Genomic DNA, 22,472 nt, shown 5'->3' with positions numbered 1-22,472 from the left:
CAATAGATTATTTAAACTGACTTAAAATGCCTTTACTCATGGTTTGCATACATTCATATGCCTGCTGTTGGCTTAGCTTACGGTCGTATCTTAAGCTCATATAGGTATCTATCGAGGTCGCCTGCATTAAGCCCTCAAAGGCGGCTTTGTTTTTTTCAAGATCGAAAGGCAGGTGAGTACTGTATACCTTTTCTTCAACATTAAACCAATGTTGTAACCGTTGTTGCAGAAATTCGGAATTATGTTTGTAGTTACGCATGGCTAAGCGATAAGGGATGGTTTTTTCAAAAATAGACATCTTGCGCTCAAGCACACTATCGAGAGATTGTTGCCAAGGCAATTGAGGCAAGGGCTCAAACACTTCATCAGCAAAGATTTCTTCAATTTTAGTATTCAGCTCTCGATAGAGTAATTCTATTTCATTGAAACGTCTAAATACGGTACGTAAAGCGACACCAGAATGGGTGGCAATTTGTTCAGCACTTGGGTTGATATTACCAGCACCAATCAGCTCAAAGAAAGCTTGAACAATTTTTTGGCGTGAGGCATTAGAGCGTTGTTTACGACCATCGGTTACAGCTGGGGCCACGGGCTTACCTGTTGTTCTATCCATAAATTGAGTCGCTATTTTGCCAAATTGAAAAGATGACTACAAATGAAAACCGTTAATGACAAAGGCGCGCAGTGCGCGCCATTGTGGTTCGATTTTAATATTTTGATTAAAAACGCTTCTTAATAGTAACGCCATAAGTGGCAGGTTCTGCGTAAAAGTTATACAACTTACCTGGTTGCAGTGGTCCAGGGAAACTGGCTTGGCTGAAATACTTTTTATTGCCGATGTTTTTAGCCCAAAAATTAACATCAAGATCAACGGATTCTATGTTGAAATTCAAGCGTGCATTCCAAAGACCGACAGAGCCACGGTAACTCAGTGGATCATTACTACCATCGGTATAGAGATCACCTTGGAGGCTATATTCTAATACCGCATAGCTGTAAATACTGTCAGAAATGGGCAAGATTTGTTTGGCAGCAACCAATAGTTGATCTTCCGGTTGGCCTATTGGGCGGCCATCCTTGCGATTACAATAGCTGTTGGGCATCCATGGGATTTCACTTTCTTGACCGGGATCTTGTATGCCGAAGTGCCATGGTGTGGCATTCCAACAAGGGCCTTTTTCAAAGCTGGCATAGGTGGCTTTGGTGTGGGCGTACATCACATTGAAGTTGGTTAGTTCTGTAGCTAACCAGGTGCCTTCAAACTCAAATCCAGATGTATCGTAATCACCTGCATTCATTAGGTTAAAACTGTCACCAATAAAGGCATTGGCTTGGAAGTCCTTAACCTTGGTGATGTGGGCGGCGATATTGGTACGAATATTTTGCTCTGGGAAGTCTTTTTTCAAGCCAATTTCCCATGCTTGGGATTTCTCAGCTTTGAACTTAGGATCTAAGCCTTCTGCCAAGCGGTCGGTATTCATACCACCAGATTTATAACCGGTGCCAAAAGAACCATACACTAAGGTGGTTCTATTAGGTTGATAACTTAATTTTATGGTACCCGTTAGCTGGTTATCATCGATTTTATCCGCTAAGTCCGAGCGCAGTCGGGTCACTGGACTGGTGATTTGCGCACCCCAGTTATCTTGTTGGAATGGCGCTAAAGCCGCAGTTATTTGTGGTAATGCTGGTGAACCTAACAGTGATGGATCCGCTAAAATTGCCCCTAAGCTACCCGCGGCAGCCAGCATGTTAGGAATTAACTCCTGTGCGGTACGCATATCATCAGGGTGTGCTGCGCCCGTTGGTAAATCTTCCGTAAACACGTTGACCATGTCTTTGGTTTCTTTGGTCCAACGTAAACCAGCAGTTAGTGTTGTGGTATCACTTAGGGCAACATCGAATTGGCCAAAAATAGCAAAACTTTTTTGCTCCTGTGCTGAATTGGCGTTATAGCTGGTTTCAGATAACCCGGCGATCCCGGCGGGAGCAATAGTGCCGCCTGAAATCATGCTTAGCATATCAATACCATCAAACACACCTAACAGCTGTTGCTTTTGCGCGGCAATCCATTCAGGGGTAGCTTGTGGGTTCATCTGCATTAATACAGGGTCTAACTGATTAACAGCATTTGGCAGAATAAAGTTCATAAAGAACGGGTTAAAGTCTTCCCCAATAATGGTGGCAGAATCTACCGTTTGATCATTCTGGAAGTAATAAAGACCGGTGATGGCATTAAATTTTTCTGAGGTGTAATCAAATCTTAACTCTTGGGAGAAAGACTTCTGTAGGGCGTGATTATCTCGGTTTGATATATCAAGGTCGATATAAGAACTATTCGAGTAGTCAAAGGATTCATATTGACGACCGGCAGTAATCGAAGTCATCTTCCAACTTGAGTTTATGTCCCATTGCAGCTCGGCGGATATGCCTTTGTCTGTCATTTTAGCAATAGGAGCAAGTGCCAGAGCAACGACACGCTGGTCGTACTGGCTATCTGGGATAATGGTGGCGTTAAATGGTGGCATGGCAAATATGGTATCAGTGCCGGCTTCAGTTGGTGAGCCTTCTTTATAAAAGTTACTGACCATAGGACCTGCGGCACAACAGACTTCATCTATTTCGCCGTAATCGGCAATTACCCGCAATGAAAGAGTATCGGTCGGGGTATACAGCATTTGTGCTTTCAAACCATAGCGATTGCGATCGTTATAGATATTCTCACCAAAGTTCACATCGGATACGGTGCCATCTCGGTTACTTTTGAAACCTGTAACTCTAAATGCCAGTACATCTTCAACGATCGATAGGTTGGTTGCACCCGAAAAATTCTTCAGATTAAAGTTACCTAGGCCAACCTCTATAAAACCATTGGCTTGATGATCGGGTGCCACAGAACGGATACTGATTGCACCTGAAGGGGTGTTTTTACCAAATAGGGTACCTTGAGGACCACGCAGAACCTCTACCGCCTCGACATCCACAAAATTATTGATTAATGCGGATTGCCTAGGTCTATAGACACCATCAATATATAACCCTACCGAGGATTCAGTGCCCCAGTTTTGGGAAGATGTCCCTACCCCACGAAGGGAAAAATTTGAATGGGCTGCTGTTTGCGATTGTTGAACATTTAATGCAGGGACATAAGCCTTCAAATCAATGATATCTTTAATGGCTTGCTCGGCTAGGGCATCTCCAGAAACTGCCGTAACAGCAACGGGGACCTCCTGCAGGTTTTGCGCACGCTTTTGTGATGTGACGGTAATAACTTCAAGTTCGATATCTTTTAAATCGGCTTGTTCATCGGCGAAAGTGGCGCTGGAGATAAGTAAAGGAATGACGACTGCTAACTGTTTTTTACTAAACTTCTTCCCTGAATTGACTGTGCTCATGATTGGCCTCGTTGTTCAATTATTTGGTACTGCTTAGGATTTCTTTATAGTTATTTCTATCTAGTAGTAACTAATGGCACTTATAGTGTCAATAAAATAATTGAACAAAATTAAACCATTACATTGATAAATTGACTTTATATCGACTAAATTCCGTACCGTTGGGCGTTATGGGTTAATAACCGGTCTGGTATGACCAGTTGATGTGCTAGAAGGTACTTTGCAGAATTTGGTTTCTTAGCCACTTGTTAGCGGGATCTTTATCTAATTTACTGTCCCAGTACATATGGATATCGGCTGAGGTAAGCTCGAACGGCAGCGACAACAATTTTAAATCAAAACTGTTTTGCAGGGTGAGGGCAATATCTTCTGGTAAGGTGAGTAATAAATCGGAATCCTGCAACACACAACAAGCGGCAAAGTGGTGTTGACAGCGCATCGCGATGTGTCTGCTAAACCCCAGTTTAGAAAGTTCAAAGTCTTCATAGCCGATGCCGGTACGTCTTGAGGAGACCAGAATATGTTCCTTCTGTAAGTAATATTCCAATGTCAGATCTTTGCTTGGGGCAAACTTTTCGGCCACGGCGACAGTCATTTTTTGCGGTTGAATTTTGCTATGGCTAATACTACTGGGTAACGAGAAGAGCGGATCAATGGCAATATCGATCTCACCATTACCCAGTTGTTCTGACAGTTTAGTGCGTTCTAGTCGAGAGCTGGTTATGGTCATTTTGGGGGCACTGTGCCTGAGTCTTTTTACCAGTTTGGGTAGCAAAAACGGTTCCACCGAACTGTGCATGGCGATATTGATATTTTTATCTGAGTCAATCGGGGAAAACAGTTTTGTTTTGGTTAGCGTCAATTCTAGAGTACGAGTTGCTTGTTCGATGTCTTGGTAAATATTGCGTGCCAATGGGCTTGGTAGCATTTGATTTCCCTGTCTATGGAACAGCGGATCGTCAAAGTGCTGCCTAAGTTTAGCCAAACCATGGCTAATGGCAGGTTGCGATAAGTAAAGCGCCTTGGCCGCTTTAGATACACTGCCATGCTGATAAATACTTCTAAAAATAATAAATAAATTTAAATCAACTTTAGCCATGGTTACTGCTCTTATTACCTAATCAGTTAAATTACTACAAAGACCGGTTAGATCATCGGTATCGAAGGATAACTGAGCTTTAGCCATTGCCATTTCTGTTTGTGTGATTAATGCCTGCAGTTGTTGTTGATCCCATTGCCTGTGTTGTTGCTGGTAGTTTGGGTTGGCTTGGTTTTGTTCCATGCGCAGTTGTATTTTGCTAGCAGAGCAAGCCGCTTCTCGCGCGAGTAAGCCATAGTTACTGGGCTTAAATCGGGCAATGCCACCCATAATCGGTGAGATAAAACTAGGGAACAATCCGGCACTAGCTAAGCGTCGTACAGGCGAATGGGCAATCACATAGCCACCATCAGGGGCGACCGAGGTGACCGATATCGACTCTTCCACACTTCGACTGTAACCCCGTAACTTTCCAGTATCCTTGTCTAATAAGCCAAACCCATTGGCAATCATAAGATCGCTGTTACCAATACTGCGTTTGGCACCAATGCCAACGGCAATACCATTAGCCGTAATGGTTGGGGTAAGGGAGTTAATGTTATCGTGACTGCTGTAAGCATCTAAGGTGGCAGTCCATGCCATTTCGCCTTTGTCCCCCTTATCAAATAGCTTGAAAATATTATGCTTGGTGACGGCGTATAGCTCGTTATTATCGGCTGAAACAGCAATGGAGGCGGCAATTTGCTCACCAACATTTTTACGCCACAATTCATTTAAATCACGGTCTAGCACAATCACATGGCCATTATCATCTGAGAGGTATAAACGCTGGCCATCATTAGACACGGTTGGAGTAGAACCAGTGCCACCGGAAAAGTCATAGCGAGCACTGATCACAAGCTCAAGTTTGTCATTGTTAATAATATCTAAGGCATACACGGCACCATTACTGGAGATGCCATCAAGCTTACCGTCAGTTTCATCGGGGGCGGTAGCCGCGACAAACATACGGCCGGTATTGCTATCAACCGCATAAAAGTTAGCGACTTCAGAGCCGGCACCAAAAATAACATTGAGTAAGAACGTAAAAAAGCCATCGCCTTCGGGGGGCTTGCCAAATACCTTTGCCGCTGCCTGGTTGCCCCTATCAATAATAAAAGGCTTTGGTAAACCTTTGGCGCTTTTGGGGCCTTGGGTACCAGGTAGGCTAATTGGTGAATCTAGTAAGGGTTCACCATTGGCTCGGTTTAGTAAGGTGATTTGGCCATCACCAGTTACCAGAGTTAATGCATCAAATTGAGCCACATAATTGACGCCCCAATGATGCGGGGCGATATCTCGGTCAGTGTTAAAGCCAGTGGGCTTATGCCACAGTATTGTACCGTCTGGCGCAACCGCCCATGCCCAATGAAACGTCGCATGGTAAATGGTTTGCTTATGGGGATATTCAGGCGTGTTGAGTACTAATGGTGCACCGGCACCGCGAATATCGCCTTTAGTTGGTAAGCTCCATATGCGCTTGCCGGTATCACCATCTAGGGCGATTAGACTGACATCTTCACTGGGAAACAGCGGGCTAAAGTAGATATTGCCATTGTCATCCATGGTTGGCCCTTCAGGGACATATAAATGCGCCTCAGCCGTCCAAGCTAGTTCTTGTTCGGGGGCGGTAGCGATCCACAGTTGGTCACTATTATTGAGATCCCCATGCATGGTTCTAAAGGCAACTTTATTTAAGTTTTGGGCAGTTGAATTAGGGACATTGGGGATACCATTAGGCTGCCAGTGACTGCCTTTATCCGTTGGTATATTCCTAAGCACTGGGTCTTTTAAAAACACATAGGCACTGATACCACTGACGATCAGTATGAATAATAAAAACTTAATAAACTTGCCCATGGTTATCCCTAACGTAATGTTTTTCATAATTAAACTGCCTATAAATTATTCTTTCGTCAAGCATAAAGGGTTAATGATTATTCGTAAGATGAATACTGGGTCATAAAGATAATTAATTGGATTAATGCGAAACTAAGCGCCATGATGGTTTTATAGTTAAAAAAGTTAACACATAAATGCAGATATATTTAATACGACACGGGCAAGCCAGTTTTGCTTCTGCTGACTACGACAGGTTGTCAGATTTGGGCTGTCAGCAAATGCAAATATTAGGAGAGCGCCTTAAAGGGGCGTTAACCCCTGATGCTTGCTTTAGTGGTGATATGCTGAGGCATGCGCAAAGTTTTGAACATTTTTTTGAAGGTCATGGTAGCCGTTTAGGTTGTGCTATTCATACCGGATTTAATGAATTTGATCACCAGCAGGTGCTGCACAGACACAATCCTGAATTTGTTAATGGACAAGCGCTTGCGGCATTTGCGGCGAAGCAAAAACAACCCAAACGGATACTCGCTAAAGAATTTGCGTTAGCCATGCAACGCTGGCAGAGCGGGGATTATGATGATTACACTGAGAGTTACCAAGCTTTTACTGAGCGCACTTGGCAAGGTATGCATGACATTACTAAAGCTGAGCATCAAAGTGTCTTAGTGTTTACCTCAGGTGGAGTGATATCCAGTTTATGTCAGCAACTTTTTGGCGCGGATAATGCGACGATGATTAATTTAAATCAAAAAGTGGTGAATTCATCGATTACAAAAATAAGCTTCTCTAATCAACGATTTAAGCTTGATTATTTTAATAACTATGCCCATATCGAGGGGCAAAAACATTTGTGCACCCTGGTGTGACGGAACGAACGAGGAGCAGAAGATGGACTTTCAATATTCTGAAAAAGTGCAAGATTTACTTGATAAGCTCAACGCCTTCATGGATGAGCATATCTACCCTAATGAACATAAGATGCATCAAGCTTTGCGGGACGAACCTTGGTCAACACCAGAGCTTATGGAGCAGTTAAAACAAAAAGCCAAGGACCAAGGGTTGTGGAATTTGTTTTTGCCTAAAGTTTATGGGGATTTTAGTCCGGGTTTAACTAACTTGGAATACGCACCATTGGCTGAAGTAATGGGCAAAGTGATCTGGGCGCCAGAGGTGTTTAACTGCGGCGCTCCTGATACTGGCAATATGGAAGTACTGGCCAAATATGGCAGTGATAAACAACAGCAAGATTGGTTACAGCCGTTAATGGCTGGGCGCATTCGTAGTGCCTTTGCGATGACTGAGCCGGCAGTTGCCTCCAGTGATGCCACTAACATTGAAACTGAGATCAAAGCCGATGGCGATGACTATGTCATCAATGGTCATAAATTTTACATTAGCGGTGCCATGCGTAAACAATGTGAAATTATGATTGTCATGGGGAAAACGGATGCGACTAATGAGAACCGATATCTTCAACAATCCATGATCTTGGTGCCAATGAACACCCCAGGGGTAAAGGTTATCAGACCGATGCAGGTGATGGGCTATGACGATGCGCCAGAGGGGCATGCTGAAATCATTTTCGATAATGTACGAGTACCCAAAGAGAACATTATCGCGGGTGAGGGCCGTGGCTTTGAGATTGCCCAAGGGCGCTTAGGCCCAGGTCGAATCCACCACTGTATGCGCAGTGTCGGTGCGGCTCAACGTGCTCTAGAATTAATGTGTCAGCGGGTTAATCAGCGGGTTGCTTTTGGTCGTGAACTTATTAAGCAGCAATCTATTCGTGAAGATATTGCTAAATCCGTGTGTGAAATTGAACAGGCCAGATTACTGACCTTAAAAGCCGCACAAAAAATGGATGAGGAAGGCAATAAAGCTGCTAAGGACTTAATTGCCATGATTAAAATTATCGCCCCTAATATGGCCCTAACGGTTATTGATAGGGCGATGCAATGCCATGGTGCTGTGGGATTATCTCAGGATACGCCGCTGGCGCATATGTGGGCGGGGCAGCGCAGTTTACGCTTTGCCGATGGTCCAGATCAGGTCCATATGATGCAGCTCGGCCGTGATTACGCCAAAAAATTTGCCAATAATCAATAACTATAAGGGCTAACGAATGTACCAAGTAAATGGATTTGATGAGCAGTTGTTAGAGCAGTATTTAACAGAACATATTGAGGGCTTTAGTGGGCCAATAACCCTAGAAAAATTTAAAGGCGGTCAATCTAACCCTACCTATAAAGTGACGACCCCTAATGCAACCTATGTGCTTAGGAAGCAGCCTGCGGGTAAGTTGTTAAAGTCCGCCCATGCGGTTGACCGTGAATATAAGGTCATGGCTGCTTTGGCTAAAACAGACGTTCCAGTACCCAAAATGCACCATTTATGCGAAGACACCTCGATTATTGGGACAATATTTGTGGTGATGGAGTATTTAGAGGGGCAAATTCACTGGAACGCGGCATTAGAAAAAGTGTCGTCAAATGCCCTCCGTAGCAAAATGTATCAGCAAATGAACCAAGTAATGGCGAATTTGCATAATGTTGACATAGATAGTGTTGGTTTAGCTGATTATGGCCCTAAGGGGGGGTATTTTGAGCGTCAATACAGTCGCTGGACGAAGCAATATAAGGCATCAGAATTAGAGCCTATTGCGGCTATGGATAAGCTCATTGCTTGGCTTGGGGAAAATCTGCCCGAGGATGACGGTCAAGTGTGTTTAGTCCATGGGGATTTTCGTTTAGACAATATGATGTTTAACGAAGACGGTGAGATCATTGGCCTGTTAGATTGGGAGCTGTCGACACTGGGGCACCCTTATGCGGATCTTGCTTATCAATGCATGCAGCTGCGTATGCCACAAAATACTGGTGTAATGGATGGTTTAGCTGGTATGAATAGGGCGGCACTAGGGATCCCAACTGAAGCAGAATATGTACAAAGCTACTGCGATAAACGTGGTATCGATGGCATTGATAATTGGGTCTTTTATTTAGCCTTTAGCTTTTTCCGTTTAGCTGCGATTGCTCAAGGGGTTGCCAAACGCGCAGCAATGGGCAATGCCTCAAGTGAGCAAGCAAATAAAGTAGCAGGTTTTGTGTACCCTTTGGCCAAACAAGCCTTGGGGATCATCGAGTCACAACAACAGACAACATGTTAAGGACAATATTATGACTAAGTTATGGGTCGAAAAAAGCTATCCAAAGGATGTACCTGCTACTGTGGATATTCAAAAATACCTTTCAATTAATGAGATTTTTGATAAATATTCAGCGCAATGGGCTGATATTGATGCTTTTATTAGCTTGCATACCAGAATGACTTACCGCCAATTAGCTCAACATGTGCAAGCATTTTCGAACTATTTAAGAGTGGATTTAGGCCTTAAAAAAGGCGATAAATTTGCCATTATGATGCCCAACTGTCTGCAATATCCGATTGCAATTTTTGCTGCATTACAAGCTGGACTAGTGGTGGTGAATGTGAATCCACTTTACACCCCGCGCGAGCTCGAACACCAAATGAACGATTCTGGTGCCAAAGGGATTCTGATCATTGAAAACTTTGCCTCAACCCTAGAAAAGGTTATCGATAAAACCAGTGTTAAACATGTCATTACCACTCAGTTAGCCGATAGAGTGCCTGGCTTTAAAGGTGCCTTGATTAACTTTATGGTAAAGCATGTTAAAAAGATGGTGCCAAAATTTAACCTTAATGTGGATGCTACTTTTAATCAAGCGCTTAAACTTGGCGCCAAACATGAGTTTCAACAGGTTGAGGTGATCCCGAGTGATTTAGCTTTTCTGCAGTACACCGGCGGCACCACCGGGGTCGCAAAGGGGGCAATGCTGTCCCATCGTAATATTGTGGCAAATTTACAACAGATGAAAGCCAGTATCTTACCAGCGATAGATGAAGGCAATGAAATCTTGGTGACGGCACTACCCCTTTACCATATTTTTGCTTTGACATGTAATTGTCTGGCGTTTATGACCTTTGGTGGTACGAATCTATTAATTAGTAACCCCAGAGATTTCTCTACCTTTGCTAAAACGATCGCCAAATATCCTTTTACTGCCTTCACTGGAGTGAATACTTTATACAATGGCTTAATGAATGCCCCAGAATTCAAGGATATTGATTTTTCACACCTGAAATTTAGTGTCGCAGGAGGGATGGCGACTCAAGAAGCGGTGGCTAATCGGTGGCAAGAGCTTACCGGTTCGGCCATTTTAGAAGGCTTTGGCTTAACCGAATGTTCTCCCTGCGCCAGTAGTTGTCCCTATAATCAACGCCAATTTAATGGCAGTGTTGGCTTACCTTTACCTAGTACCGATATGAAGGTGGTGGACGAAGAGGGCAATGAGCAACCGATTGGACAACCCGGTGAAATCTGGCTAAAAGGGCCACAAGTGATGGAAGGTTATTATAACCGCCCAGAAGCTACCGCCGAGGTAATTAAGGATGGCTGGCTAGCCACTGGTGACATTGGTGTCATGGATGAAAACGGTTACTTCTCGATTGTGGACCGTAAAAAAGACATGATCATTGTTTCAGGCTTTAACGTCTTTCCCAATGAAATTGAAGAGGTATTAGTCTCTCATCCAGACGTCATTGAGGCGGCGGCAATTGGTGTCCCCTGTGCCCAAACCGGTGAGAAAATAAAAATTTACTTAGCCACCTACTCAGGTCGTCTCAATGAACAAGAGATGATGGATTTTTGTAGGACCAACCTTACCAATTATAAAGTCCCAAGAGAATTCGAATTAATGGATGAACTGCCGAAATCAAATGTTGGTAAAATTTTAAGAAAGGATTTGCGTGAAGCTACTCCTCAAGTTGCATAAGGAATAACAATGAAAACCTCCCATAAAGTTATGTTTATTGTGCCTATTATTTTAGGCACGCTATTGGCGTTGCTGCCAACCATATTAACCAGCTTAGGCTTGCACCCTGAGTACACGGGGAGAACCGACTATCAGCTGCCTCAAAAAAAGGCGTTAGTACTATCAACCAGTCATGGCATTTTAGGGCCAGAGGGCTCTACCGAGGGGAAAGCGACGGGGTTATTTGCCAGTGAATTGACCCATGCCTATTATGCCTTTAGCGATGCGGGTATGGCGGTTGATGTCGCTTCGGTTAAAGGTGGCAGTATTCCTATAGACCCTCAATCTCTTGAGTTTCCGGTAGTATCTAAGCAAGACAAACGTATGCTTGAAGACAGTATTTTAATGGCCAAAGTTAAAAACTCTATTGCTGTAAAGGATGTAGAGGTAAGCCAATATGATGTGGTGTTTGTCGCGGGGGGCTGGGGCGCGGCTTACGATTTAGCCCAATCTGAAGATGTCGCCGCGTTAATTAGTAATGCTTATTATTCTGAGCGCGCGCCAATCATCGGCAGCGTCTGCCATGGGGCTTTGGCATTGGTCAATGCATTAGACGAAAATGGCAATAAGCTCATTGCTGGTCGTACCATTACCGGTGTTACCGATAAACAAATTAAAGAGTTAGATATTACCGTTACACCAATGCACCCAGAAACTGAACTACGCAAAGCAGGGGCAAAGTTTGTTGCCCAAACTAAGTTTGTAGACTTTTTGGCAACCTATGTGGCAGTAGATGAGGAGCAAAGATTTGTTAGCGGACAAAATCAAAACTCTGGATTAGAAGCTTCTTATAAGATATTGGAATTACTTGAAAAAAGATAAAGGACTAACTTTATGCCTGAGTATAAAGCACCGCTTAGAGATATTAAGTTTGTGATGCAAGAGCTTTATGATTGTCACAACTTATATGCAAAATTGGGTTATGAAGACGCTACTGCAGATATGTTTGATGCCATCCTTAGTGAAGCTGCCAAATTTGTTTCTGAAGAAATTGCGCCTCTTAATATATCAGGTGATCAAGAAGGGTGTCACTTTGAAAATGGGATTGTTACGACACCTAAAGGCTTTAAACAAGCCTATCAAAAATACGTAGAAGGTGGCTGGCCGACTTTAGCACAAAATATTGATTATGGCGGGCAGGGCTTGCCCCATTCGATTCACACCATAGTGAATGAAATGCTAAGCAGTGCCAATCATAGTTTTGCTATGTATCCAGGACTGTCCCATGGCTGTATGGCCACTCTGGAAAAACATGGCTCAGAGCAGCAAAAGCAAATGTTCTTGCCAAAATTAGTTTCTGGTCAATGGACAGGTACTATGTGCTTAACAGAGCCCCATGCAGGAACGGATTTAGGCTTATTACGTTGTAAAGCTGAGCTTAATGATGATGGCAGTTATCGCTTAAACGGCACCAAAATTTTTATTTCTGCTGGGGACCATGATCTGTCTGACAATATCGTTCATATTGTAATTGCCCGTATTCCTGGCTCTCCTGCTGGGACTAAGGGGATTTCACTGTTTGCGGTGCCTAAGTTTAATGTCACTGATGAAGGTGAAAAGTCCGATAGAAATGGCGTCAGTGTCGGCTCTATTGAACACAAGATGGGCATTAAAGCTTCTGCCACTTGTGTAATCAATTTTGATAATGCCAAAGGCTACTTAATTGGCGAGGTCAACCGTGGCTTAAACATGATGTTCACTTTTATGAACTCAGCTCGCTTGGCGGTAGGTGGTGAGGGGCTAGCGGCATCGGAAGCCGCTTTCCAAGGGGCGTTAGCTTATGCAAAAGAACGCTTACAGATGCGCAGTGTTTCAGGAGTAAAAAATCCTGATGGAGTTGCGGATCCCATTATTGTTCATCCAGATGTTCGACGAATGCTGTTAACCCAAAAAGTATTTGCTGAGGGTGGACGTGCCATGATTTACGATTTAGCCCTTACCATAGATAAGTCTCATCGAGGCAGTGATCTTGAAAAAGCAGCGGCAGAAGCGAAACTCGCGTTGTTAACTCCTGTAGCTAAAGCTTTTGCTACTGAGACCGCAATGGAGGCAACCAGTCATGGTGTCCAAGTATTCGGTGGTCATGGTTACATCAGTGAGTGGGGGATGGAGCAGTTGATGCGAGACACCAAGATCTCATGTTTGTATGAAGGCACTACAGGTATTCAGGCAATTGATTTGTTAGCTCGAAAAGTACTAGGCTCGCAAGGAAAATTGTTAGCAGCGAGCATTTCAGAGATCACCAGCTTTTTAGTCGAAGCTTCTGAATATCAACAGTTTAGTGCATTATCTGGGATATTGGGAGAATACTGTACACGCCTGCAAAGCATGACCAAACAAATCTCTGTTAAGGCCCAAGACAATGCCGATGAGGTGGGGGCGGCATCGGTCGATTATTTAATGTTTTTGGGTTATGTGCTTTATGGTTATTACTGGTTAAAGATGATGCTAAAAGCCCAACAATCTTTACAGTCTTCCGCAACGGAGCAGGATTTTTACCAATCTAAACTCATTGCAGGCCAGTTTTATTTTGATCGTATTCTTCCAAGGGCGCTATCCCACGCCCTGTGTATTGAAAATGGTGGTCACTCTATGATGGCTCTAGAAAGTGAACATTTTGCATTTTAACGAATGATTACAATGTGCGCCGCAGCGGTCGGCGCAGTTGATGTTTATTGGTATGTTGTCGATTTTGCTGTTGAGTGGCCACACTCAAGGCTAGGCTTGCAGTCTTTAAGTTGTCACTGAGTTTTAAGCTGTCATCGTTCATTTGCTTGATTAAGTTTGTTGCAGGTTTGACAGTGCTGTAATAAAACCCCAATAGGGCTGCTAAAACCAAGGAAACGACTAAAACTAAACAAATCACACTATAAATAAGTAGCTTATCGAGCAGTTGATGGCTTTTAGTGACCACTGGAGCAGTCGTTTGCTCAACAATTTGTGGTAGGCCAGTCATGGTTGTTGCCATGTCAGCAACGCTGCTATTAAGTTGTTTTAAACTCAAAGACAAAAATTGTCTGTCTGCTTCAGATAATTGCGGCGATTGTGCTAACTGCTCTATTGCTCTGGTGAGTTCATTGATCGCGTTTATATGGTCGTCACTTACCTTGGCTAACCCTTCAATTTCAACACTCAATTTAAAATCAATATTGGGCACTTCGGATCCTTGTGCAAAGCTACTAATGATTAACGATACACACAATAAAAGACAGTGAGTAAATAAGGTCTGCATATTTTTCCCCATGCGGTTGAGTCTCTTTCAGTTTATCTTAACGTGCTGAAATTGCTTATAGGTGCGATTGCAATTGCTTTCTTATCTATGGCTTTTTTGATAGTCTACGCGCCTTTGACTACTGTGGCCCTAGCTAGACTGGCTTTTCGAGACTACAGTTAAGCTTTACTAATAAAAGGACATTCCCTTGGAACTGACCCAATTTGCCCAATTACCCTTGCATGATGAACTGATCCATACCCTTGATACTTTGGGCTATGAGAGCATGACGCCGATTCAAGCCCAGTCTTTACCGCATGTACTTGAGGGTAAAGATGTCATTGCTCAGGCGAAAACGGGTTCGGGTAAGACAGCGGCGTTTGGTTTAGGTCTTTTAAACAAGCTTAATGTTCGCCGTTTTCGCATTCAGTCTTTAGTATTATGCCCAACCCGTGAGTTGGCCGATCAGGTGGCCAAAGAATTAAGAAAGCTGGCCCGTGGTATTCACAATATTAAAATTCTTACCCTGTGTGGTGGTGTCCCAATGGGGCCACAGATTGGCTCGTTAGAACACGGCGCTCATATTATTGTGGGGACCCCAGGTCGAATTGAAGATCATTTAAGTCGTGGCACTTTAGATTTAACTAATGTGGAAACTCTGGTACTTGATGAAGCCGACCGCATGCTAGAGATGGGTTTTAATGAAGCGGTAGACAATATTATTTATAACATTCGTCGTAAGCCGCAAACCTTACTATTCAGCGCTACTTTTCCTGAAGGCATCGCTCAAATTGCTAATGATTACATGGCTCGCCCTGAGCATATTAAAGTTGCAGGCAGTACTAACAACAACTTGATTAAGCAGCATTTCTTCGCTGTTTCTGGTAACGATGAGAGACCACAAGGGGTGATGGCAATTCTACAGCAATATCAGCCAGAGCAATCGGTGGTGTTCTGTAATACTAAAGCTGAAGTTAAAGAGTTGACCGATCTTCTTATTAATAAAGACTTCAGCGCATTACCTTTACATGGCGATCTAGATCAGCGTGGCCGTGATCAAACCTTAGTTCGTTTTGCTAATGGCAGTGCTAGGGTGCTGGTGGCGACCGATGTGGCGGCCCGTGGTTTAGACATTAGTGACTTAGATATGGTGATCAACTATCACCTCGCCAGAGACACGGAAGTGCATGTGCACCGTGTTGGTCGAACGGGGCGTGCGGGTAAAGAGGGTATGGCCTGTAGCTTATACAATGAGAGTCGCGAGCACCGTAAATTTCTGTTACTTGAAGAGTACCTAGAACGCGAAATTACCGTAGAACCTCTGCCACAACTGAACCCTCACTTTGGTTTACAAGCCAAAATGGTCACCCTAGAAATCGATGGCGGTAAAAAACACAAAGTAAGACCGGGGGATATTGTTGGCGCGTTAACCGCAGGTAAGGGCATCACCGGTGATGATTTAGGTAAAATTGCCTTGTTTGATATGCGTGCGTTTGTTGCGGTTAAAGCTAATCTGGAATCACTGGCACTAAAACGTTTAGAAAAAGGTAAAATTAAAGGCAAAACTTTTAAAGCCAGAGTGGTTACGGGGATGCCTAAGCAGGCCAAAGCTCGCTACCGCCAAAAACGTTAAACCAAAACATTAAAGCCCCGCATTTAGCGGGGCTTTGTTTATCAGCAAACTATTTATTCAAACGCAATATGACAGCTTGGTAAGTTATTCTTCTCAAAATAACTTTGATGATAGTCTTCTGCCTCATAGAAAGTAGAAGCCGCAGTGATCTCGGTAACAATGGTTTTGCTGGCAAATCTTGGATTATTGGCTTGTTGATATGCCTTAGACGCCTCGGCAATACGCTGTTGTTCTTCATTATGGAAGAATATCGCACTGCGATACTGTGTGCCTTCATCGATACCTTGTTTATTTAGGGTGGTAGGGTCGTGGTTTTTCCAAAAAGCCAATACTAATTGTTCATAGCTAATTTGGCTTTCATCAAAGGTGACTTCAACCACTTCTGCATGGCCTGTGTTGCCTTGTTTTACCTCAGGATAACTGGGATTGTCTAACTCTCCGCCCATATAGCCACATACGGCGTCTTGTACTCCGGTTAATTCCTTAAAGAATACTTCTACACCCCAAAAACAGCCTGCACCGAATGTCGCTTTCATATCAATCTCTCTTATAATTTTTAGATGTTTAGACGTCTATATGTCCATTATCTACAGTTGGATGACTTTCTCAAGTAAAATATTTAAGTTAAAGTACCCCTTAATTGTTAAGCAGGATGCCAAAACCCTAATGATGTATTTAACGGAATTTTTACAGTACACACTTTCCCAGCCAGAGCAAGACTTTAAGCCACAATCCCATGCAGTAGGCCATTGCACTATAGAACATTTGTTGCCAGGCGTGCTTTGCATGACACCAAAGCAAGCGGATATTAACAGCGAAGCTTTATTATTAAGTGCTGGCGTACACGGCAATGAAACTGCGCCTATTGAAATGTTGGATAGGATTATTGCTCAAATAGCCCAAGGCATAATAAACGTTTCTGTCCCAGTGATGTTCCAATTCGGGAATTTAACTGGCATCAGGGCAGGGGTTCGGGAAGTCAAAGACAATATGAACCGATTGTTTAGTGGTGCCCACACTAACTACACAGGTGATGAGGCTGACAGGGCGATGCAACTTGAACAGGTGAGTCTAGATTTTTTTAAACAATACCAAGACTGTAAACTCCATTTAGATTTACACTGCGCCATCCGAGACTCCACCCTGAGCCGCTTTGCCATCTATCCTTATCAAGCAGATGGCCAATACCAGCTACAGGCCTTTAATGTGTTGAAGGGATTAGGCTTAGATGGCGTATTGCTGCATAATTGCCCAACGACCACTTACAGTTATTTTTCCCAAGAATCATGCAAAGCCATGGCATTTACCGTGGAGTTGGGAAAAGCAAAACCCTTTGGAACGAATAACCGACAAGACTTTGCTGGGGCAGAGGCTTTTATTAAAAAGCTGATCAGTAATGGATTGACCAAAGTGATTAATCAACAACAATGTCAGTCTGATGATTTACAGGTATATAAGATTAACCGTGAAATCAATAAACAGTCAGATCAATGCCAACTCAACTTTGCCAATGATGTTTGTAATTTCACCGAATTTAACCAAGGTGAGCTACTATCAATTGATACGGTTAATACCTACGCCCAGCAGGGAGAAGCCATTATTTTCCCGAATGCTAAGGTCGCAGTAGGACAGCGAATCATGTTACTTGGTCTTAAGTACTCCGGTACGCCATTGCAGCAGTTTTGGCAGTCTTTAGCGCGTTAGTTGCAAAATATGAGACAGCTGACACTTAAATTTAAACCTAATTCAATGATATAATCACAAAATTGTTATGTTAACTATTGCGAGATCTTATGAGCCAGAGCAGTACCCCTATTAAACTTGAAGGCACGTGTTTCCCATTTCCAGCGCAACCAGCGCCATTGAATGCCCAAGAAAAGGCTGACTATATTGCTCGTATTAAGCAGTTGCTTAAGCAAGAGGATGCGGTACTTGTTGCCCATTACTACACCGATCCTGAAATTCAAGCATTAGCCGAAGAAACAGGTGGTTGTGTTTCTGACTCTTTAGAGATGGCACGTTTTGGTGCTGAACACCCCGCAAAGACATTGATTATTGCGGGTGTTAAATTTATGGGTGAAACAGCCAAGATCTTAAGCCCTGAAAAGCGTATTTTAATGCCAACTCTAGAAGCGACCTGTTCATTAGACTTAGGTTGTCCAATTGATGAGTTTTCGGACTTCTGTGATCAGCACCCAGATCATACAGTAGTGGTTTACGCTAACACCTCAGCGGCGGTTAAAGCTCGTGCTGATTGGGTTGTGACATCATCTATTGCCCTTGAAATTGTGGATCACCTAGACGGGGAAGATAAGAAAATTATCTGGGGTCCAGACCGTCACTTAGGTTCTTACATTTCTAAGCAAACTGGTGCAGATATGCTGTTATGGCAGGGCGAGTGTATTGTTCATGATGAGTTCAGCGCTAAGGCACTGATGGACATGAAAGCCCTACACCCAGATGCTGCGGTTTTAGTCCACCCTGAATCACCAGCATCAGTGGTTGAAATGGCCGATGCTGTAGGGTCTACTTCACAGTTGATTAAGGCGAGCCAAGAGTTGCCGAATGAAAAATTCATTGTGGCTACCGATCGCGGTATCTTCTACAAGATGCAGCAACTTGCTCCGAATAAGACTTTCATTGAAGCGCCAACAGGCGGCAATGGTGCAACCTGTAAGAGTTGTGCTCATTGTCCTTGGATGGCGATGAATGGCTTGCAAGCGATTGAAGCTGCATTATCTAGTGAAGATAAAACTGAGCATGAAATTTTTGTCGATGAAGCATTGGCTGAGCAAGCACTTATACCATTAAACCGCATGTTAGATTTTTCAAAAAATCTTAATATGAAGGTAAAAGGTAACGCTTAATTTTATAGCAAAGATATTTCAAAGCCCGCATCATGCGGGCTTTTTTGATGCCATTGCTGAGAGTTTATTGGGTGATTACTGGGCGGTTGGTTTAAAAGTTGATCATTCAATTGTTTTTTACAAAAAAGTGGTTTACAAGCACAGCATAAAACCCTATTATCCAAGCCGCTTCGGAGAGATGGCTGAGTGGTTGAAAGCACCGGTCTTGAAAACCGGCATAGGTTAATAGCCTATCTAGGGTTCAAATCCCTATCTCTCCGCCATATAAAACGCAAAAAGCCTGCTCATCGAGCAGGCTTTTTGCGTTTTAAGTGCACTTCGTTTCTAGGGCGCTACTTCTCAGCTACGAGAACGCCACTTCGTGGCTCGAGAGCGGACTGCGTCCTGCGAGTCCGTCACTTCGTGACTTCGAGAAAAAGCTTGATTACTGAATACGGAAAACAGAATACTGAAAGAGCGTAATCCGTAATCCGTAATCCGTAATCCGTAATCCGTAATCCGTAATCCGTAATCCGTAATCCGTAATCCGTAATCCGTAATCCGTAATCCGTAATCCGTAATCCTCGAGCTACGCAGTAGCGTTCTCAAAGGCGAAGCCGCTCTCGGCTCTCGTTTCTTATCGGCTGTAGTGAGCTTGCTCAAGTCCTTCTAAAGGCTCAACCTTAAACAGCTTAATCGCATAAATGGCTGCAATAGCAGGACAAACTAGATTGAAAAAGGCATAGGGTAGGTAGTCTAATGTGGCAACACCTAGGGTGGCGGCCATAAAGGCACCACAGGTATTCCAAGGTACAAGTGGGCTGGTCATAGTGGCAGAATCTTCAATAGCACGACTTAGATTGACCGGCGCTAGGTTACGATTTTGATACTCCATCTTTAATAGTCGCCCTGGTAAAACTATGGCAATGTATTGATCACCGGTGATCATATTTGCGCCAATACAAGTTGCTAAAGTAGTAATTATTAAGCTAGTGGTACTGTGCACAAAACTTAACAGACTTTGCAAAATTCTTTCTAGGGCGCCAATAACCTCCATGGCGCCACCAAAGATCATGGCACTTATTACCAACCAGATAGTGGTTACCATTGAGCTCATTCCACCGCGAGAGAGTAAGGCATCTATTGCCATGTCACCAGTATTTGCAATATTGCCTGAGAACAAGGCGATCCATAGGCCTTTTATCATCTGTAACGGGGTTGATAACTCTACAGAGCTGGCGAGTTGGATGACATGATGCGGTTGGAAAATTAAAGCAATCACCCCCCCAAAAAGCGCACCAATGATTATAGATATAAAGGCAGGTACTTTCTTATATGCTAAATATAATACTAAAGCCAATGGACTCAGTAAGATAAAAGAGGGCGAGTAATTGTTCTCAAGTGTGGTTAAAGCACTATTTATTTCATTGCTTATCTGGGCAGATGACTCTGCAGATGTGATTAAGAAAAATCCAACTAAAGCAATTAATAAAGAGGGGAGAGCTGTCCATAACATATGTTTAATATGTGCAAATAATTCACTGCCAGCAACGGCAGGCGCTAAATTGGTGGTATCCGATAATGGCGACATTTTATCGCCAAAATAGGCGCCACTTATAATCGCACCGGCGGTGATCTCGACTGATAACCCAAGGGTTTGAGCAATACCAATGAGGGCTATACCAATGGTTCCTGCAACGGTCCATGAACTGCCAATACTCAGGGCAATGACGGCACTCAAAATACAGCAAGCAGGGTAAAAGTAATCTGGAGATAAAATATTAAGACCGTAATAGATCATGGTAGGAACAGTGCCACTTAAAATCCAGGTTCCTATTAATGCACCTACGGCAAATAATATCATCATAGCCCCCATCGCCAGACCAACACTTTGGATAATGGCATGTTCAATAGTATCCCAATCAAGTTTTATATAAAATCCAATAAAAATGGCGACACAGGCACTTATGATCAACGCTATTTGATTGGCGCCTTGGGAGCTATTATCACCAAATAGGTATAGAGAAGCACTAAGCAGGGTGATGAGTATGAATAATGGGACTAGAGCTAAAGTTAGAGTAATTGGTTTGGCTTGCATTACGACATCCATGTTTTATTTTAACTATGCAGGTATTACCCTAGATATACAAATAAAAATGCCCAGCTAGGCTGGGCATTGATCAATTATCGCTAATAAAGTATTAATCGTCGTCTTCAATAATTTGACGTTTGGGCATTTTCTTTATCGGAGTAAACCCAACATCAATACCTTCGGTAAAGGTTTTTTTACGCTTAGCTTTCGGGCGAGCTGTGCTTGTATTACCTTTAACTGCTGGTTGTGTTGCTTTAGACTTGCTTAGGGATTTTGTAAACTCTTTTTTGGGAGCGAGCCCTTTGAATTTAGCGGGTAGCTCAGCAATGCTATCAAAACTTAAGCCTTTACCTAGAAACTTCTCAACTGCTTGGAAGTTATGCCAATCTTTAGGGCCAATGAGCGAAAAAGCTTGGCCTTTAGAACCCGCTCGGCCAGTACGGCCAATACGATGGATGTACTCTTCAGGATGTTTTGGCATATCAAAGTTGATGACATGAGACACTTGTGTGATATCCAGTCCACGGGATGCCAGATCTGTCGTCACTAGGATTTTTTGCTGGCCACGACTAAAACCATCCATGATGGTATTACGTTGTGACTGTAATAGTTTGCCACTGAGCGCAATGGCTGATACACCTTTATCGTTAAAATACTGAGCAAGGGTGTCAGTATCTTCACGGGTAGCACAGAAAATAATCGCCTGATTAATATCTGCATCAGCAATTAACTTGTCCAGTAATTGTTTTTTATGATCTAGGTTGTCAGCAAAGTAGCAACTTTGGCTAATATCACCATGATCATCAATGGCAGCGCCAATAGCCACACGCTCAGGATCTTTTAACAACTGCACGCTAAAACTTGATAGATCGCTGTGGTCTAAGGTTGCTGAAAACATCATGGTTTGACGTTTACGGTGGTCGGCGGCCTTACTAATTTGAGCTAACTGCTTTTCAAAGCCTAAATCCAGCATACGGTCAGCTTCATCTAAAATGAGCATCTCAAGGCCATTTAAGTAGAAATGACGTTTATCCAGATGATCAGCGACTCTGCCGGGAGTGGCAATAATGATTTGCGGATCTTTACTTAATGCTTTGGCTTGGTCGTTAAAGTTCTCTCCACCAACAATGAGAACAGCTTTGAGATTGGTGGTTGATAATAACAGTTTCAATTCACCATAAACTTGCTTTGCCAGTTCTCGTGTCGGGGTTAAAATTAATGCGCGAGCATCTTGACGGCTTAATGCTTTGTTGCGCATCAAACGGTGCATCATTGGTAATAAATAGGCAAGAGTTTTGCCAGATCCAGTTTTAGAAGAGGCCAGCAGATCTTTACCGACCATGCCAATAGGGATGGCTTTGTGCTGAATTTCGGTGACTTGATTAAAACCTTTATGTTCTAGGTTGGCTAACAGGCGTTTATCTAAGCCAAGTTCATTAAATTGCAAGGTGAACTCCAAAGTTCTTATAGATTAAGGCTA

At 43.3% G+C, this 22,472-nt stretch carries 17 protein-coding genes and 1 tRNA gene; 10 read left to right on the top strand and 8 right to left on the bottom strand.

Going from position 1 to position 22,472, the window contains the following annotated elements; translation table 11 throughout:
- Positions 1-7: 7 nt before the first annotated feature.
- The 4 genes from GFB48_RS02795 to GFB48_RS02780 form a co-directional block, all read right to left on the bottom strand.
- Positions 8-613, bottom strand: coding sequence for a TetR/AcrR family transcriptional regulator (locus GFB48_RS02795; protein ID WP_163930905.1), 606 nt, complete (start codon positions 611-613; stop codon positions 8-10).
- 106 nt (positions 614-719) lie between these two features.
- Positions 720-3,395, bottom strand: coding sequence for a TonB-dependent receptor (locus tag GFB48_RS02790; RefSeq protein ID WP_163930903.1), 2,676 nt, complete (start codon positions 3,393-3,395; stop codon positions 720-722).
- Positions 3,396-3,603: 208 nt separating this feature from the next.
- Positions 3,604-4,494 (bottom strand): LysR family transcriptional regulator, encoded by an 891-nt coding sequence (locus GFB48_RS02785; RefSeq protein WP_163930901.1) that lies wholly within the window; start codon positions 4,492-4,494, stop codon positions 3,604-3,606.
- Between the two features lie 18 nt (positions 4,495-4,512).
- Positions 4,513-6,360, bottom strand: a complete 1,848-nt coding sequence (locus GFB48_RS02780; protein ID WP_163930899.1) for a PQQ-binding-like beta-propeller repeat protein — start codon at positions 6,358-6,360, stop codon at positions 4,513-4,515.
- A gap of 149 nt (positions 6,361-6,509) precedes the next feature.
- Between GFB48_RS02780 and GFB48_RS02775 the strand changes: the two genes are divergently transcribed.
- Genes GFB48_RS02775 through GFB48_RS02750 form a run of 6 tightly spaced genes read left to right on the top strand, consistent with a single transcriptional unit; the run spans position 6,510 to position 13,838 of the window.
- Positions 6,510-7,184: a histidine phosphatase family protein gene (locus GFB48_RS02775; RefSeq protein WP_163930897.1), complete on the top strand. Its 675-nt coding sequence runs from the start codon at positions 6,510-6,512 to the stop codon at positions 7,182-7,184.
- Positions 7,185-7,206: 22 nt separating this feature from the next.
- Entirely contained in the window at positions 7,207-8,424 is a 1,218-nt protein-coding gene (locus tag GFB48_RS02770; protein ID WP_163930895.1) for an acyl-CoA dehydrogenase family protein, read from the top strand.
- 16 nt (positions 8,425-8,440) lie between these two features.
- Positions 8,441-9,484, top strand: coding sequence for a phosphotransferase family protein (locus GFB48_RS02765; protein ID WP_163930893.1), 1,044 nt, complete (start codon positions 8,441-8,443; stop codon positions 9,482-9,484).
- Positions 9,485-9,494: 10 nt separating this feature from the next.
- Positions 9,495-11,171 (top strand): AMP-binding protein, encoded by a 1,677-nt coding sequence (locus tag GFB48_RS02760; RefSeq protein ID WP_163930891.1) that lies wholly within the window; start codon positions 9,495-9,497, stop codon positions 11,169-11,171.
- Between the two features lie 9 nt (positions 11,172-11,180).
- Positions 11,181-12,032 carry a type 1 glutamine amidotransferase domain-containing protein gene (locus GFB48_RS02755; RefSeq protein ID WP_163930889.1) on the top strand — a complete coding sequence of 284 codons (852 nt, stop codon included), beginning with the start codon at positions 11,181-11,183 and terminating at the stop codon, positions 12,030-12,032.
- Between the two features lie 12 nt (positions 12,033-12,044).
- Positions 12,045-13,838, top strand: a complete 1,794-nt coding sequence (locus tag GFB48_RS02750) for an acyl-CoA dehydrogenase C-terminal domain-containing protein (RefSeq protein ID WP_163930888.1) — start codon at positions 12,045-12,047, stop codon at positions 13,836-13,838.
- A 7-nt stretch (positions 13,839-13,845) separates the two neighbouring features.
- Here GFB48_RS02750 and GFB48_RS02745 read toward each other — a convergent pair whose 3' ends face one another.
- Positions 13,846-14,442, bottom strand: coding sequence for a hypothetical protein (locus GFB48_RS02745; RefSeq protein WP_163930885.1), 597 nt, complete (start codon positions 14,440-14,442; stop codon positions 13,846-13,848).
- Positions 14,443-14,629: 187 nt separating this feature from the next.
- Here GFB48_RS02745 and dbpA point away from each other — a divergent pair, with 187 nt between their 5' ends.
- Positions 14,630-16,054: an ATP-dependent RNA helicase DbpA gene (dbpA, locus tag GFB48_RS02740; protein WP_163930883.1), complete on the top strand. Its 1,425-nt coding sequence runs from the start codon at positions 14,630-14,632 to the stop codon at positions 16,052-16,054.
- Positions 16,055-16,107: 53 nt separating this feature from the next.
- Here dbpA and msrA read toward each other — a convergent pair whose 3' ends face one another.
- The gene (gene msrA, locus GFB48_RS02735; protein ID WP_163930881.1) at positions 16,108-16,590 is read right to left on the bottom strand and encodes a peptide-methionine (S)-S-oxide reductase MsrA; all 483 of its coding nucleotides are present in this window, start codon (positions 16,588-16,590) and stop codon (positions 16,108-16,110) included.
- A gap of 40 nt (positions 16,591-16,630) precedes the next feature.
- Here msrA and GFB48_RS02730 point away from each other — a divergent pair, with 40 nt between their 5' ends.
- The 3 genes from GFB48_RS02730 (at position 16,631) to GFB48_RS02720 (ending at position 19,184) form a co-directional block, all read left to right on the top strand.
- Entirely contained in the window at positions 16,631-17,758 is a 1,128-nt protein-coding gene (locus tag GFB48_RS02730) for a succinylglutamate desuccinylase (protein WP_163930879.1), read from the top strand.
- A gap of 89 nt (positions 17,759-17,847) precedes the next feature.
- Positions 17,848-18,921 (top strand): quinolinate synthase NadA, encoded by a 1,074-nt coding sequence (gene nadA / locus GFB48_RS02725; protein ID WP_163930877.1) that lies wholly within the window; start codon positions 17,848-17,850, stop codon positions 18,919-18,921.
- A gap of 172 nt (positions 18,922-19,093) precedes the next feature.
- Positions 19,094-19,184: transfer RNA gene (locus GFB48_RS02720), tRNA-Ser, on the top strand.
- 353 nt (positions 19,185-19,537) lie between these two features.
- Here the strand turns inward: GFB48_RS02720 and nhaC are convergent.
- Positions 19,538-20,998: a Na+/H+ antiporter NhaC gene (gene nhaC, locus GFB48_RS02715; RefSeq protein ID WP_240464816.1), complete on the bottom strand. Its 1,461-nt coding sequence runs from the start codon at positions 20,996-20,998 to the stop codon at positions 19,538-19,540.
- Between the two features lie 103 nt (positions 20,999-21,101).
- A complete protein-coding gene (locus tag GFB48_RS02710) occupies positions 21,102-22,439 on the bottom strand; it encodes a DEAD/DEAH box helicase (protein WP_163930873.1) in 1,338 nt (445 codons plus the stop codon).
- Between the last annotated feature and the right edge of the window lie 33 nt (positions 22,440-22,472).

Origin of the sequence: Paraferrimonas sp. SM1919 (assembly GCF_010993985.1) — a bacterium.
Taxonomy (GTDB): Bacteria; Pseudomonadota; Gammaproteobacteria; order Enterobacterales; family Shewanellaceae; genus SM1919.
Note: the sequence above shows the minus strand (reverse complement) of the source record. Positions and strands in the feature narration are given on the sequence as shown.

Bases quoted from the DNA above. Each gene is read 5' to 3' on its own strand.
- msrA (WP_163930881.1), bottom strand. From the start codon at position 16,590: ATGAAAGCGACATTCGGTGCAGGCTGTTTTTGGGGTGTAGAAGTATTC.
- GFB48_RS02765 (WP_163930893.1), top strand. From the start codon at position 8,441: ATGTACCAAGTAAATGGATTTGATGAGCAGTTGTTAGAGCAGTATTTA.
- GFB48_RS02775 (WP_163930897.1), top strand. From the start codon at position 6,510: ATGCAGATATATTTAATACGACACGGGCAAGCCAGTTTTGCTTCTGCT.
- GFB48_RS02755 (WP_163930889.1), top strand. From the start codon at position 11,181: ATGAAAACCTCCCATAAAGTTATGTTTATTGTGCCTATTATTTTAGGC.
- GFB48_RS02745 (WP_163930885.1), bottom strand. From the start codon at position 14,442: ATGCAGACCTTATTTACTCACTGTCTTTTATTGTGTGTATCGTTAATC.
- GFB48_RS02730 (WP_163930879.1), top strand. From the start codon at position 16,631: ATGTCCATTATCTACAGTTGGATGACTTTCTCAAGTAAAATATTTAAG.
- GFB48_RS02770 (WP_163930895.1), top strand. From the start codon at position 7,207: ATGGACTTTCAATATTCTGAAAAAGTGCAAGATTTACTTGATAAGCTC.
- GFB48_RS02750 (WP_163930888.1), top strand. From the start codon at position 12,045: ATGCCTGAGTATAAAGCACCGCTTAGAGATATTAAGTTTGTGATGCAA.
- GFB48_RS02795 (WP_163930905.1), bottom strand. From the start codon at position 613: ATGGATAGAACAACAGGTAAGCCCGTGGCCCCAGCTGTAACCGATGGT.
- nhaC (WP_240464816.1), bottom strand. From the start codon at position 20,998: ATGCAAGCCAAACCAATTACTCTAACTTTAGCTCTAGTCCCATTATTC.
- GFB48_RS02790 (WP_163930903.1), bottom strand. From the start codon at position 3,395: ATGAGCACAGTCAATTCAGGGAAGAAGTTTAGTAAAAAACAGTTAGCA.
- GFB48_RS02780 (WP_163930899.1), bottom strand. From the start codon at position 6,360: ATGAAAAACATTACGTTAGGGATAACCATGGGCAAGTTTATTAAGTTT.
- GFB48_RS02760 (WP_163930891.1), top strand. From the start codon at position 9,495: ATGACTAAGTTATGGGTCGAAAAAAGCTATCCAAAGGATGTACCTGCT.
- nadA (WP_163930877.1), top strand. From the start codon at position 17,848: ATGAGCCAGAGCAGTACCCCTATTAAACTTGAAGGCACGTGTTTCCCA.
- GFB48_RS02785 (WP_163930901.1), bottom strand. From the start codon at position 4,494: ATGGCTAAAGTTGATTTAAATTTATTTATTATTTTTAGAAGTATTTAT.